At 46.6% G+C, this 12,086-nt stretch carries 14 protein-coding genes and 1 riboswitch; of the genes, 8 read left to right on the plus strand and 6 right to left on the minus strand.

The window, feature by feature from the left end; all coding sequences use genetic code 11:
- The first annotated feature begins 3 nt into the window (after window positions 1-3).
- Complete coding sequence (locus tag NSQ39_RS06075) at window positions 4-543, plus strand: 1,2-dihydroxy-3-keto-5-methylthiopentene dioxygenase (RefSeq protein ID WP_175076249.1); 540 nt, start codon at window positions 4-6, stop codon at window positions 541-543.
- A gap of 31 nt (window positions 544-574) precedes the next feature.
- On the opposite strand, the gene fosB is transcribed toward NSQ39_RS06075, so the two are convergent.
- Together fosB and NSQ39_RS06085 are read right to left on the minus strand one after the other, a co-directional pair.
- Entirely contained in the window at window positions 575-1,039 is a 465-nt protein-coding gene (gene fosB / locus NSQ39_RS06080) for a metallothiol transferase FosB (RefSeq protein WP_175076248.1), read from the minus strand.
- Window positions 1,029-1,325, minus strand: a complete 297-nt coding sequence (locus NSQ39_RS06085; RefSeq protein WP_175076247.1) for a YkvA family protein — start codon at window positions 1,323-1,325, stop codon at window positions 1,029-1,031. The genes fosB and NSQ39_RS06085 overlap by 11 nt, the downstream gene beginning before the upstream one ends.
- Before the next feature lie 213 nt (window positions 1,326-1,538).
- Here NSQ39_RS06085 and NSQ39_RS06090 point away from each other — a divergent pair, with 213 nt between their 5' ends.
- Window positions 1,539-1,775: an aspartyl-phosphate phosphatase Spo0E family protein gene (locus NSQ39_RS06090; RefSeq protein WP_175076246.1), complete on the plus strand. Its 237-nt coding sequence runs from the start codon at window positions 1,539-1,541 to the stop codon at window positions 1,773-1,775.
- 79 nt (window positions 1,776-1,854) lie between these two features.
- Here the strand turns inward: NSQ39_RS06090 and NSQ39_RS06095 are convergent, their stop codons facing one another.
- Entirely contained in the window at window positions 1,855-3,366 is a 1,512-nt protein-coding gene (locus NSQ39_RS06095; RefSeq protein WP_175076245.1) for a PAS domain-containing sensor histidine kinase, read from the minus strand.
- Window positions 3,367-3,602: 236 nt separating this feature from the next.
- Between NSQ39_RS06095 and NSQ39_RS06100 the strand changes: the two genes are divergently transcribed.
- The gene (locus NSQ39_RS06100; RefSeq protein WP_175076244.1) at window positions 3,603-4,070 is read left to right on the plus strand and encodes a MarR family winged helix-turn-helix transcriptional regulator; all 468 of its coding nucleotides are present in this window, start codon (window positions 3,603-3,605) and stop codon (window positions 4,068-4,070) included.
- A 10-nt stretch (window positions 4,071-4,080) separates the two neighbouring features.
- Here the strand turns inward: NSQ39_RS06100 and motB are convergent, their stop codons facing one another.
- From motB to NSQ39_RS06115, 3 genes are all read right to left on the minus strand, one after another.
- Window positions 4,081-4,863, minus strand: a complete 783-nt coding sequence (gene motB, locus NSQ39_RS06105; RefSeq protein WP_175076243.1) for a flagellar motor protein MotB — start codon at window positions 4,861-4,863, stop codon at window positions 4,081-4,083.
- A complete protein-coding gene (motA, locus tag NSQ39_RS06110) occupies window positions 4,856-5,659 on the minus strand; it encodes a flagellar motor stator protein MotA (protein ID WP_175076242.1) in 804 nt (267 codons plus the stop codon). Before motA ends, motB begins: the two co-directional genes overlap by 8 nt.
- Window positions 5,660-5,846: 187 nt before the next feature.
- Window positions 5,847-7,940: an ATP-dependent Clp protease ATP-binding subunit gene (locus tag NSQ39_RS06115; RefSeq protein ID WP_175076241.1), complete on the minus strand. Its 2,094-nt coding sequence runs from the start codon at window positions 7,938-7,940 to the stop codon at window positions 5,847-5,849.
- 248 nt (window positions 7,941-8,188) lie between these two features.
- Here NSQ39_RS06115 and NSQ39_RS06120 point away from each other — a divergent pair, with 248 nt between their 5' ends.
- The 5 genes from NSQ39_RS06120 (at window position 8,189) to queF (ending at window position 11,811) form a co-directional block, all read left to right on the plus strand.
- A complete protein-coding gene (locus NSQ39_RS06120) occupies window positions 8,189-9,223 on the plus strand; it encodes a YkvI family membrane protein (protein ID WP_175076240.1) in 1,035 nt (344 codons plus the stop codon).
- 77 nt (window positions 9,224-9,300) lie between these two features.
- Window positions 9,301-9,345, plus strand: a riboswitch (PreQ1 riboswitch).
- 129 nt (window positions 9,346-9,474) lie between these two features.
- Complete coding sequence (gene queC, locus NSQ39_RS06125) at window positions 9,475-10,134, plus strand: 7-cyano-7-deazaguanine synthase QueC (protein WP_175076239.1); 660 nt, start codon at window positions 9,475-9,477, stop codon at window positions 10,132-10,134.
- Between the two features lies 1 nt (window position 10,135).
- A complete protein-coding gene (gene queD / locus NSQ39_RS06130) occupies window positions 10,136-10,576 on the plus strand; it encodes a 6-carboxytetrahydropterin synthase QueD (RefSeq protein WP_175076238.1) in 441 nt (146 codons plus the stop codon).
- The gene (gene queE / locus NSQ39_RS06135) at window positions 10,569-11,300 is read left to right on the plus strand and encodes a 7-carboxy-7-deazaguanine synthase QueE (protein ID WP_175076237.1); all 732 of its coding nucleotides are present in this window, start codon (window positions 10,569-10,571) and stop codon (window positions 11,298-11,300) included. Before queD ends, queE begins: the two co-directional genes overlap by 8 nt.
- 19 nt (window positions 11,301-11,319) lie before the next feature.
- The gene (queF, locus tag NSQ39_RS06140; RefSeq protein WP_046132306.1) at window positions 11,320-11,811 is read left to right on the plus strand and encodes a preQ(1) synthase; all 492 of its coding nucleotides are present in this window, start codon (window positions 11,320-11,322) and stop codon (window positions 11,809-11,811) included.
- Window positions 11,812-12,086 lie beyond the last annotated feature (275 nt).

Here is a 12,086-nt window from a genome sequence, read left to right on the forward strand (position 1 = left end):
AGCATGGCAACGATCCGTATCCATGATGAACAAAACACAACAATCGAAAATCAAAAAGAAGTAGAACAATTTCTGCAGCAGCAGGAAGTTATTTACGAACAATGGGATATCACAAAGCTTCCTGTAGGTTTAAGAGAAAAATACGATTTGAGCGATGAAGAAAAGCAGCAGATTTTAGACGCGTTCGCAGCCGAGATTTCAGATATATCAGAGCGCCGCGGCTACAAAGCCCGGGATGTCATCTCGCTCTCCGATCAAAATCCGAAGCTTGATGAGCTGCTCAAAAACTTTAAGCAGGAGCATCACCATACAGATGATGAGGTGAGATTCATCGTCAGCGGCCATGGAATCTTTGCGATCGAAGGCAAGGACGGCACGTTTTTCGACGTTCTGTTAAATCCGGGCGATTTGATTTCCGTACCGGAAAATACGCGCCACTATTTTACGCTTCAAGAAGACAGGAAAGTCGTCGCCGTCAGAATTTTCGTCACCACTGAAGGATGGGTGCCGATCTATGAAAAAGAGCGGCTGAAGCAGTCATAAAACAAGCGTCCCGGCAAACCGGGGCGCTTGTTTACTTGTTTTTTTCGTACACTTTCTGAATGTTGGCTTCGTGAAAGGAAAGGTGAGGCTTTTCTTTTTGATAGTATGCAAGCCTGTCGAGCACGGTTCCGGTGTGGAGCTCGAATTTATGGCCGTCAGGGTCGGAAAAATAAATCGAATCTTTATCGCCTTCATGGCGTTTCCTTCCTTTTAACACATTGACGCCCAAGTCATTCAATTTCTTTTCCCAATGGGATAAATCCTCCTGTTTGACCGAAAAGGCGATATGCGTGTACGAATCGTGTATCTCCGTCCGCTTAATATCCTTTTCCTCGTTCAGCGCGAGCCAGATGCCGTTTACATCAAAATAAGCGGTTTTCTCCGCTTTTACAAGCCATTTGGCATCAAACACCTTCTCGTAAAAGCTGATGGAAGCCGAAAGGTCAGAAACGGAAAACAGCAGGTGGTTAAGGCCCAGAATCGTTTTACCTTCCATTTGCGCCCACCCCCGCTTCAAAATCTTCCAGCTCTTTTGCAATGAGTCTGAATAAAAAGGCGAGAACAGCCGCATCATCAATCCATCCCGCACCCGCGAGAACATCCGGAATCAGGTCAACGGGAGACAGCACATAAACGAGGGCGATTGCGGCAAGCCAAATCGTTTTTTTCGGGAAAAGGGGATAATCGCCTTTTCTCCAAGCCCTGAATGCCCTGAAAAACAACGGAATGCCTGATAAAGCTTCCCTAGCGGCAAACAGCGCCTTTAGCTTTCTAAACAGCATAAAAAAGACCTCCTGTATATGAATAAAATCCTTTTCGGCGTTTATCTATTTTCACTATTGGGTATAACATCCTTAATCCAACAAATCTATTATACTCGATTTCGAAACTTTTTTAAAAAAATAGGTTTACAAAATAAGTATAATCTGTAATAATGCTCAAGTACGCAAATTTGAAAGATTTTCGAAACTTTAAGGCGGTAAGGGGTGAAGCGTATGCAAAGCTATTCACAGAAAGAGGAACTGCTTGATTCCATCAATGAAAAGCGGCAGATGATGGTGGAAGCTGCCGAAATCTATGGATATACAGGGGATGAAACGATTAAGCGCAGCCAGGAGCTGGATCAGTTAATCTATCAATATCAAAAGATGACAATGAATGAAACTCATACATCAGACAAGCCATTGCCCGTTTTTTTAGATACGCTCGTTCTGGAAAAGTATACGGCTTGACGGCCAGAAATGAAAAAAGAGCTGCCGCGGGAAGAAAAGGACAGCTCTTCTAAAGAGGGACGGGAAAAGCCTGAACGTTTCAGCCGTTCTGCTCGTTTGAAATCGGCAGCGTGATGGTTACGGTTGTTCCTTTATGCCGTTCGCTGTCAATATGAATGGCGCCCCCGTACATGGAGATGATTCGTTTGCACACGACCAGGCCGAGACCGGTTCCTTTTTCTTTTGAAGTGACAAAAGGCTGAAAGATCTTTTCCATCATTTCTTTTGGAATTCCTTCCCCGTTATCCTTCACGATAATTTCCGCTGTTTGTTCATCATGTTCAATTTTAATCAGCAATTTTCCGCCGTTTTTCATCGATTCCAGCGAGTTTTTTGCGACGTTTAACACGACCTGTTTAATGTGGTCCTTTTTGCAATACACGTATGCCGGATTTTCCGCAGGATCATGGAATGAGACTTCGACATTGTATAAATTCGCTTCCGAATGAATAATCGGCATAATTTCATCGATCATTTCGTTCATTGAGTTCAGCTTCCATTGTTCAGCCGTCGGTTTTCCAAGCACGAGGAACTCGCTGACAATCTGGTTGATCCGCTTGATTTCCTGCTCGATGACAGAAAAATACATTTGGTCTTCTTCAGATTTGTACTTTTTTTGAAGAAGCTGGATAAATCCGCTGATTCCGGTCAGCGGGTTTCTGATTTCATGAGCCGTGCTTGCCGCGAGGGTGCCGATCAGCTCAAGTTTTTGCGCTTCATTTTGGGCGCGCTCCTGCTTGGTCCTCCTCTTCAACAGCATATACTGAATCAAAAGGAACAATATGTTAAGCAGAATAAAGATGCTTAAGAAGGAAAGCAGAAGGCTGCGGGTCAGTTCGTCAAGCTGAACCGGCTCCGGATATACTTCAAGCTTCCAGTCGATCTGATCCAAAAAGGCATCGACGGTCTGACCGGTTTCATTCTCAGGCGGCGCATGTCCGGCCGTAAGGACAATCTGGTCCTTCTGATTGAGAATTTTGATGTAAAGCTCAGGGCTCAGCACGTTCATGATATTTTTTAAATAATCGATGCGGATCGACGCCAGCAAAAAGTTTGTCACATGGCCTTCGGGATCAAAGACGGGGGTGAAAATGCTCAGCTCGCGGTTATGCGACGTGCTGCCGACGTCATCTGTGATGACCGATTTTTTTGAGCTTTCCGCTTTTCGCAGAATGCTTTTGTAGGGGAGATGCTTTTTTTCTTTGACAGGCAGCGTGCTGACCATGACATCGCCGTCTTTACTGAGCAGATACAAAGCCGAAAAGCGCGGCTCTTTTTTGTACGTGTCCGTCAAAATCCGCTTCATTTGTTTCTGATCGATAGGGTGGTTAAGGGCCGTTGCCATGGAGCTCATCCTGGCCTCTGTTTCGCCGATCAGATAATTGATCTGGTTGCGGTGGATATTCAGCATGAGAGTCGCCGTCTGCCGGTGCTTCTCGGTAATATTTTCGCGTTCTTGTTCGTATACAAAAAAGCTTATAATGAAAGCCGGGATCATCACCAGGATCAAATAAAGCCTCATGTTCTTCCATATATTTTTCAAATTGCTCATTTTTTCACTCTCTCCCAATCAATACAGGAATAGAGGTATTATATCACTAGTAGGAGCCGATTTATAGAAAAGATAACCAATACCTTGAAAATAGGACACAATACCGGGGAATTCCAGTAAATAAGGAAATGGTTCTTATGGCCTATTATCTTTTGAAGGGGTGAATGTTAACAGTTGACATTTTCCTCATAGTTTATTAATGTTTTCCTGTAGTTGTTTCTTTGGAGATGAGAGATATGAATAACCGAGAACAGGAACAGTCATTAAAATTATTTATCGTACTATCACGAGCGTACAGATCAATCAACGATCACATGAATAAACATATTCATAAACATGGTCTGAACCCGACCGAATTTGCCGTTTTGGAGCTTCTCTATCACAAAGGGGACCAGCCCCTTCAGCAAATAGGAGACAAGATTCTTCTGGCGAGCGGAAGCATTACATATGTCGTTGATAAGCTGGAACAGAAAGAGCTGATCATGAGAAGGGCCTGTACAACCGATCGCCGGGTGACCTATGCTCAAATTACGGACAAGGGAGTCAGGCTCCTGGAGCAGATTTTCCCGGGTCACGCGCAGGAGATTCATGAAATGATCAGCGTGCTGAGCAGCGAGGAGAAAGAGGCCTGCATCGAGATGCTGAAAAGGGTAGGCTTGAATGCGAAACATTTTAATAATGAAAAAGAAAAAGGAAGCCGCTAAATGCAGCTTCCTATTCTTTTTCATTCAGATTTTCTTTGCCCATCGGCAGGATGAGGATTTCAACCCGCCTGTTTTTTCTTCTTCCTTCCTCCGTACGGTTGGAAGCGATCGGCTTATATTCACCGTAGCCTTTCGCGCTGAATGTTTTGGCGTCAAGCTTTGGATTTTCGATCAAGAGGCTCATGAAATTAACGGCCCTCATGACGCTTAAATGCCAGTTTGATTTAAATTGCGAGTTTTTGATCGGCACATTATCGGTATGTCCGCTGATCACGATATTCCGCGGCGGATTTAAAACGAGCAGATCAGAAATTTCCTTTGCGAGCGGGACGTCTTGCTGGCGAACCTCCGCTTTTCCCGAATCGAAAAAGATATTGTCTTCAATCGAAAGAAGCAGTCCTTCGTCTGTGAGCTTCGTATTGACCTGCTTTTCAAGCTTCTTATCCTTAATGAACTGGTTGACCTGCTCCTGAATTTTCTTCAGCGCTTCCTGGTCTTTTTGCTTTGAATCAGATTGTTTAGCGACTTTTTGTTCATCTGGCTTTTTTCCGTCCTCTTGCGTAGGCGATTTCGGCTCGACGAAGCTGGAATAATCCATCACGCCTGTGCCGCCTGTCAGCACGGCATTGAATGATTTAGACAGCATATCGAACTTTTTGGCGTCTATCGAGCTCATCGCAAACAGCACGATAAAGAGGGCCAGAAGGAGTGTAAGCAGATCGGCGTAAGGGATGAGCCAGGATTCGTCTACATGTTCTTCATGGTCTTTATGCTTTTTCTTTTTTTTAGCCATTAGAGCTGTCCCCTTTTTCCCCTTCTTGCGTCATGAGGCCGGAACGTTCGCTAGGGGAAACATACATCAGAAGCTTTTGCTCAATGACTTTCGGTGCCTGGCCTTCCAAGATGGAAAGGATGCCTTCGATCATAACTTCGCGAACTTTAATTTCCTGCTTCGATTTCCGTTTTAATTTATTTGCAAAAGGGTGCCACAGCACATATCCCGTAAAGATCCCGAGCAGGGTGGCGACGAATGCCGCGCTGATCGCGTGTCCGAGCGCTTCGGTGTTGCTCATATCCGCCAGCGCTGCGATCAGGCCGACGACCGCTCCCAAAACGCCGAGCGTCGGGGCGTATGTTCCCGCTTGTGTAAAGATGCCGGCACCGACCTGATGCCTTTCTTCCATTGCTTCGACTTCTTCGGTCAGGACGTCGCGGATGAAGTCCGCACTCTGCCCGTCTACGGCCATGCTCATTCCGTTTTTCAAAAATTCGTCATCGATTTCGTTCAGGTTCGCTTCCAAAGCGAGAAGGCCTTCACGTCTCGCGATTTGCGCCCATTCTGTAAACATTGGGATAAGCTCGTTGATTTCGATCATCTTCCGTTCTTTAAATAAGATGCCGAAGAGCTTCGGAACCTTTTTTAATTCGCTTGTTGGAAAGGCGATGGTAACTGCTGCGATGGTCCCGACAAGGATGATCAGCCATGCCGCCGGGTTGACGAGAACCGAAGGGCTGACGCCTTTCATCACCATGCCGACACCTACTCCGATGATAGCTAAAATGATTCCAATTAACGATGTTTTGTCCATTTTTTTCACCAATTCCTTTAACTAACTTTTCTATCGTTAATATCGGTGCCATAAGATAGGAACTTTAGCGGGTTTCACAAATTGTTATAAAATCAAGGCGAATAGGGACTTTCGGACGACTGAATGGAATTTTTTTCATTGGGAGATGAAAAATGCCGGCTTCCGTAAAGGAAGCCGGCAGACGGAACTATGCGACCGGTTTTACCGCGATATCGCCGTTTTCAACTGTTACATCGAAGCCTGAGATGCTGTCTTCTTCAAGAAGCAGGTCTGTCATTTGATCCTCGATGACCTCTTGAATCGTTCGTCTTAAAGGACGCGCGCCAAATGCAGGATGGTATCCGATATCGGCTATTTTTTCTTTCGCTTCGTCAGACACCTTTAATGACAGATGCTGGTCTTTTAAGGTTTCTTCGAGTTCTTTCAGAAGCAGGTCGACGATTTTCACCAGATCTTCTTTTTCAAGAGGCTGGAACTCGACGATGCTGTCAAACCTGTTTAAGAATTCAGGCTTGAAGTAGCTGCTTAAAGAGTCGATCAATGATTGTTCGCCCAACAGCCGTTCTTCTCTGTTAAAGCCGACGGTTGTCCGCTTTTCGGATGCTCCGGCATTGCTTGTCATAATGATGACGGTGTCTTTAAAGCTTACCGTCCGTCCCTGGCTGTCGGTCAGACGGCCGTCCTCCATGATCTGAAGGAACATGTGCTGAACATCCGGATGGGCTTTTTCGATTTCATCGAGCAGGACGATGCTGTACGGGTTTCTGCGGACTTTTTCCGTCAATTGCCCTGCTTCATCGTGTCCGACATATCCCGGAGGCGACCCGATCAGTTTTGACACGGCGTGTTTTTCCATATATTCGCTCATGTCGAGGCGGATAATCGAATCCTTCGTGCCGAACAGTTCTTCCGCAAGCCGTTTGGAAAGCTCGGTTTTACCGACGCCTGTCGGGCCGACAAACAGGAATGAACCGACAGGTCTGTTTTTTGATTTCAGTCCGGCGCGGCTTCTTCTGACGGCTTTTGCAACCTTTTTCACGGCCTCTTGCTGTCCGATGACGCGGCTTGCGAGGTTCGATTCAAGCTCCTTCATTTTTTTCTGATCATCTTGCTGGAGCTTGCCGACGGGAATGCCCGTTTTTTGTTCGATGATCGCTTGAATGTCTTCAGCCCCGACCGTTGCCCGTTTTTCCTCTGTTTGATTGTCGAGCGCATTGTGCAGCGCTTCTTCTTCATCGCGAAGTTTTGCAGCGAGCTCGTAATTCTCTTCCTGCAGCGCTTTTGCTTTTTCCGCTTCGATTTCTTTCAGCCGTTTTGAGGCTGCTTCTTCGCTTACGGTATCGCTCTCGAGGTTCGCTTTTGAACCGGCTTCATCCAATAGGTCGATCGCTTTGTCTGGAAGATGGCGGTCCTGGATGTAGCGGCTTGACAGGACGACGCAAGCTTTGACGGCTTCATCCGTATAAGAAACCCCGTGATATGCTTCGTATTTTTCCTTCAGGCCGTTCAAAATGGCCGTGGCCTGTTCGATTGTAGGCTCATGCACCATGATCGGCTGGAAGCGGCGTTCCAGCGCTGCGTCTTTTTCGATTTGGCGATACTCTTTCAATGTCGTTGCCCCGATGACTTGCAGCTCTCCTCTGGCGAGCGCAGGTTTTAAGATGTTGCCTGCGTCCATGGAGCCCTCAGCAGAGCCGGCGCCGACAAGGAGGTGAATTTCATCGATAAAGAGAATCGCGTTTTTGCGTTCTTTCAGCTCTTTCATCAGCTGTTTCATCCGCTCTTCGAATTGGCCCCTGATCCCTGTATTGGCAACGAGGGAGGCCACATCGAGCAGGTAAACCTCTTTGTTTTTGAGTTTATTTGGAACATCGCCTTCCGAAATTTTCAGCGCAAGACCTTCGGCGATCGCCGTTTTACCGACACCCGGCTCTCCGATTAGGACCGGATTGTTTTTATTTCTGCGGTTTAAAATTTCGATCACGCGCGCCACTTCATCGTCGCGGCCGATGACAGGATCGACCAATCCTGTTTTTGCGGCATTTGTCAAATTGACGGCGAGTTCATCGAGCAAGCCTTTTTTGGCAGCGGTTTGCTGCTGCGCTTGAGAAGGCTGGCTGAAGAAAGAACCCCCTCCAAAGAAGTGGTTTCCGGAATACATTGAAGGCTGAGTCAGCTCTTTATAGCAGTTTTCACATAAGTCCATTTGTTTCTTTGTGTAATTGATTTGCATGTTTAGGCGAATCGTCGCCTCATTTTTTTGACAATGTTGACAACGCATTTGCCAAAACCCCCTTTTTAGAATTTGACCTTTTTTGACCAATTCGATTTTAAAAAACGGCCTTTTGTTTGACCATTTCTGACTATTAGTATACATTGACCTTCTTTGACTTTCAAGATCCATGCTCAAAATATTCTTTTCCTTTTCGTTCCTGTTTTTCAAGTTTGTCCTTCTTTTTAAGGAACATGTCTCATATGATGGAGAAAGGGAATTTGCGGAAACCATGTTTCAATTTACGGGGGAGAAATATGAGTCAATCACGAGGATCCGCTTTTCAGCTGGCATTTGTCTATGTAGGAACGGTTGTAGGAGCTGGATTTGCGACGGGAAGGGAAATCGTTGAATTTTTTTTAAGGTTCGGCTGGACGGGTTTGGCCGGCATCTTGATCAGCGGGCTGATGTTTACATTTCTCGGTGCGAAAATCATGCTGATTTCGGTCAGGATCAATGCCAAATCGTATCAGGAGTTGAACAAATTCCTGTTTGGGCAGACGCTCGGGAAATTCGTCAATATCTTCATGCTCATGGTGCTGCTAGGCGTGACTTCTGTCATGCTGTCAGGAGCCGGAGCGATTTTCGAAGAGCAGCTCGGGCTCTCCAATCAGGCCGGCATGCTCGTGACGATTGCTTTGAGCCTGTTCGTGATGATGAGCGGCGTGAAGGGGATTTTCAGCGTCAATGTCATCGTCGTTCCGTTATTGCTGTTTTTTTCAGTGATTGTGCTATTTGATTCGTTTATCTTCAGCGGCCCTGCCGTACACAAATTGCCCGGCTTTTCGGCAAAACCGGACTGGATTGTGGCAGCTGTTTCATACGGCGCTTTTAATTTATCGCTCGCACAGGCCGTGCTTGTGCCGATCGCTTCAGAATTGAAATCGGAACGGCTGATTAAAAAGGGGGCGTTAATCGGAGGGACCCTGCTGACCCTTGTATTAATCGCGAGCTTTTTGTCTCTGTCCACATTGCCGAATGTCATTTTATACGAAATCCCGATGGCGCAGGTCGTCTATATCGTTCAGCACTCCGTGCATATCATCTACCTGTTTATCATTTTCGGGGAAGTCTTCACATCGGTCATCGGCAATTTGTACGGGCTTGAAAAGCAGATAAACGAATACATTCATATGAAAAGCCTTTATATCTTCATCCTCATTCTGCTTACGGTTTACTTGACAGGACAGATCGGCTACGGAAAATTGATTTCGACGATCTATCCATTGTTCGGCCAGTTAAGCCTTGTGTTCATCTTCTTTCTGATGTTCAAAAGGCTGCCGAACCGTTAAGAGTTTCCCCTTGGCGAAAATCCGGATTTGTGATAAGATGGCGAAAGAAAATTGAACAAAATCCGCTCGGGAAATCTGCGGGAGAGGTTCTAGCAAAACCCTCTATAAAAAACTAAGGAAAGCTGTATCCTTGGGGTATGGCGTTTTTTATTGTTTGTTTGCTAGAACACCTTTCCTTTTCAAGGAAGGTGTTTTTTCGTTCTGCCGATGCTTTTTTAAGAAGCATGAGCGAAAGCGGAGAAGGAGGAATTATGAAACAGGAAAAAGCGATCGTCGTCTTCAGCGGCGGTCAAGACAGCACGACATGCCTTTTATGGGCCCTACAACAATTCAAAGAGGTGGAAACGGTCACCTTTCATTATAATCAGCGGCACCAACAGGAAATCGAAGTCGCGAAAAACATCGCCGACAAGCTTGGCGTCAAGAACCATCTGCTTGACATGGCGCTTTTAAATCAGCTTGCGCCAAATGCCTTGACAAGGGATGACATCGAGATCGAGGCGAAAGAAGGCGAGCTTCCGTCCACGTTTGTTCCCGGACGAAACCTTATATTTTTATCATTTGCTTCCATTCTTGCCTACCAAATCGGCGCGCGCCATATCGTAACAGGCGTTTGTGAGACGGATTTCAGCGGCTATCCGGATTGCAGGGATGAATTCGTCAAATCGTGCAATGTTACCGTCAACCTTGCAATGGAGCGGCCGTTTGTGATTCACACGCCGCTCATGTGGCTGAACAAGGCGGAAACGTGGAAGCTGGCCGATGAACTGGGTGCGCTCGATTTCGTCAAAAACGAGACGCTGACCTGCTACAACGGCATCATCGCCGACGGCTGCGGCGAATGCCCGGCCTGCAAACTGCGCGCAAACGGCTATCAGGAATATATGAAAATGAAAAGGGAGAGAGCTTAATTTGCTTACACAAATCTACCCGCAAACAAGTCACCCGTACGCATTCGAACTGAATAAAGATATGCAGGTGTCGGCGGCCCACTTCATTCCGCGGGAAGACGCGGGCGCTTGCAGCAGGGTTCATGGCCATACGTATACCATCAATATTACGATTGCCGGAGATCATTTGAATGAGTCAGGCTTTCTCGCGAATTTCAGCACCATTAAAAAATTGATTCACGGGAAATACGATCACACGCTTTTAAATGATCACAAGGAATTTTCCGGGGAAAGCCGCGAGCAGATACCATCGACCGAGGCTGTAGCGAAAGCCATTTACGACAAAGTCGAGGCCTATTTAGAAGGACTCGAAAACCGTCCGCACTGCGTTCAAGTATTTGTCAGGGAAACGCCGACAAGCTATGTCGTCTACCGCCCAAAACAAGGTGATCACCATGGCTAAACCGATTCCGGTGCTCGAAATTTTCGGCCCGACCATTCAGGGAGAAGGAATGGTCATCGGCCAGAAAACGATGTTTGTCAGAACCGCCGGCTGCGATTATTCGTGCAGCTGGTGCGATTCGGCTTTCACATGGGACGGATCGGCCAAAAAAGACATCAAATGGATGGCTGCTGAAGAAATATACGGGTCGCTGAAAGAAATCGGCGGAGACTCATTTTCGCATGTCACCATTTCAGGAGGCAACCCGGCGCTGTTAAAACAGCTCGGCGAACTGATTTCACTTTTGAAGGAAAACGATATTCGGACCGCTCTTGAAACGCAGGGTACGTTCTATCAGGACTGGTTTACCAAAATCGATGATCTGACAATCTCGCCAAAGCCGCCAAGTTCGAACATGAAAACCGATTTTCAAAAGCTTGACCATATCATCGGCAAGCTAAAAGGACACGGCAGGCAGGCTGCAGCAAGCCTGAAGGTCGTTATTTTCACAGAGGCAGACCTTCAATTTGCGAAAAGCGTTCACCAACGCTATCCAGAAATTCCGTTTTACCTCCAGGTCGGAAACGAAGATGTGCATACAGAAGAACAGGAGCGGCTCGTCGAAAAGCTGCTTCGAAAATACGAAGAGCTGGTCGATGCCGTAACGCGCGACCCGGAATTAAACCGCGTCCGCGTGCTGCCGCAGCTTCACACCCTGATCTGGGGAAACAAACGGGGAGTTTAATATAGAAAGGAAGAATAAGATGAGAAAAGATTCAGAGTTAGAAGGCGTAACCCTTCTCGGTAACCAGGGAACGGAGTATTTGTTTGACTATTCTCCGGATGTGCTGGAGGCTTTTCCGAATAAGCACGAAAACAGGGACTACTTCGTAAAATTCAACTGCCCTGAATTCACATCCCTGTGCCCGAAAACGGGCCAGCCCGATTTCGCGACGATCTATATCAGCTATATCCCTGATAAAAAAATGGTAGAAAGCAAGTCTTTAAAGCTGTATCTCTTCAGCTTCCGCAACCATGGAGACTTTCACGAAGACTGCATGAACATCATCATGAACGATTTGATCGAATTGATGGACCCCCGCTACATCGAAGTCTGGGGCAAATTCACGCCAAGGGGCGGCATCTCGATCGACCCGTACACCAACTACGGCCGCCCGGGGACGAAATACGAGAAAATGGCGGAATACCGCTTGATGAATCATGATTTGTATCCGGAGACGGTGGATAATCGTTGATGTTTCCGTTTTGGAGCGGAGTGTGAAACGAAGTGAGATCACGCAATATATCAGATAGTGTGACCCGTAAAAAAACGGCATTTTGCAGTGGTGGACTGGGCGAGGAGATTGTTTGCGGTTGTGACCGAGACGCGTGCTGTTACGCGTCTTTTTTTTATTTGAAATTTAACCGGATATTATAAGGCGTGCTGGACCGGATGTTAGATCGTCAATATGAAGCGCGATTCAATTCGTTAATCGAAGTGTGTAAAAATGAGATCACACCGTCATCTGTC

It is taken from the genome of Bacillus sp. FSL W8-0848 (assembly GCF_038007805.1).
Taxonomy (GTDB): domain Bacteria; phylum Bacillota; class Bacilli; order Bacillales; family Bacillaceae; genus Bacillus; species Bacillus glycinifermentans.

Coding starts and splice junctions, on each gene's coding strand:
- NSQ39_RS06075 (WP_175076249.1), top strand. CDS start 4: ATGGCAACGATCCGTATCCATGATGAACAAAACACAACAATCGAAAAT.
- fosB (WP_175076248.1), bottom strand. CDS start 1,039: ATGGAAGGTAAAACGATTCTGGGCCTTAACCACCTGCTGTTTTCCGTT.
- NSQ39_RS06085 (WP_175076247.1), bottom strand. CDS start 1,325: ATGCTGTTTAGAAAGCTAAAGGCGCTGTTTGCCGCTAGGGAAGCTTTA.
- NSQ39_RS06090 (WP_175076246.1), top strand. CDS start 1,539: ATGCAAAGCTATTCACAGAAAGAGGAACTGCTTGATTCCATCAATGAA.
- NSQ39_RS06095 (WP_175076245.1), bottom strand. CDS start 3,366: ATGAGCAATTTGAAAAATATATGGAAGAACATGAGGCTTTATTTGATC.
- NSQ39_RS06100 (WP_175076244.1), top strand. CDS start 3,603: ATGAATAACCGAGAACAGGAACAGTCATTAAAATTATTTATCGTACTA.
- motB (WP_175076243.1), bottom strand. CDS start 4,863: ATGGCTAAAAAAAAGAAAAAGCATAAAGACCATGAAGAACATGTAGAC.
- motA (WP_175076242.1), bottom strand. CDS start 5,659: ATGGACAAAACATCGTTAATTGGAATCATTTTAGCTATCATCGGAGTA.
- NSQ39_RS06115 (WP_175076241.1), bottom strand. CDS start 7,940: ATGCGTTGTCAACATTGTCAAAAAAATGAGGCGACGATTCGCCTAAAC.
- NSQ39_RS06120 (WP_175076240.1), top strand. CDS start 8,189: ATGAGTCAATCACGAGGATCCGCTTTTCAGCTGGCATTTGTCTATGTA.
- queC (WP_175076239.1), top strand. CDS start 9,475: ATGAAACAGGAAAAAGCGATCGTCGTCTTCAGCGGCGGTCAAGACAGC.
- queE (WP_175076237.1), top strand. CDS start 10,569: ATGGCTAAACCGATTCCGGTGCTCGAAATTTTCGGCCCGACCATTCAG.
- queF (WP_046132306.1), top strand. CDS start 11,320: ATGAGAAAAGATTCAGAGTTAGAAGGCGTAACCCTTCTCGGTAACCAG.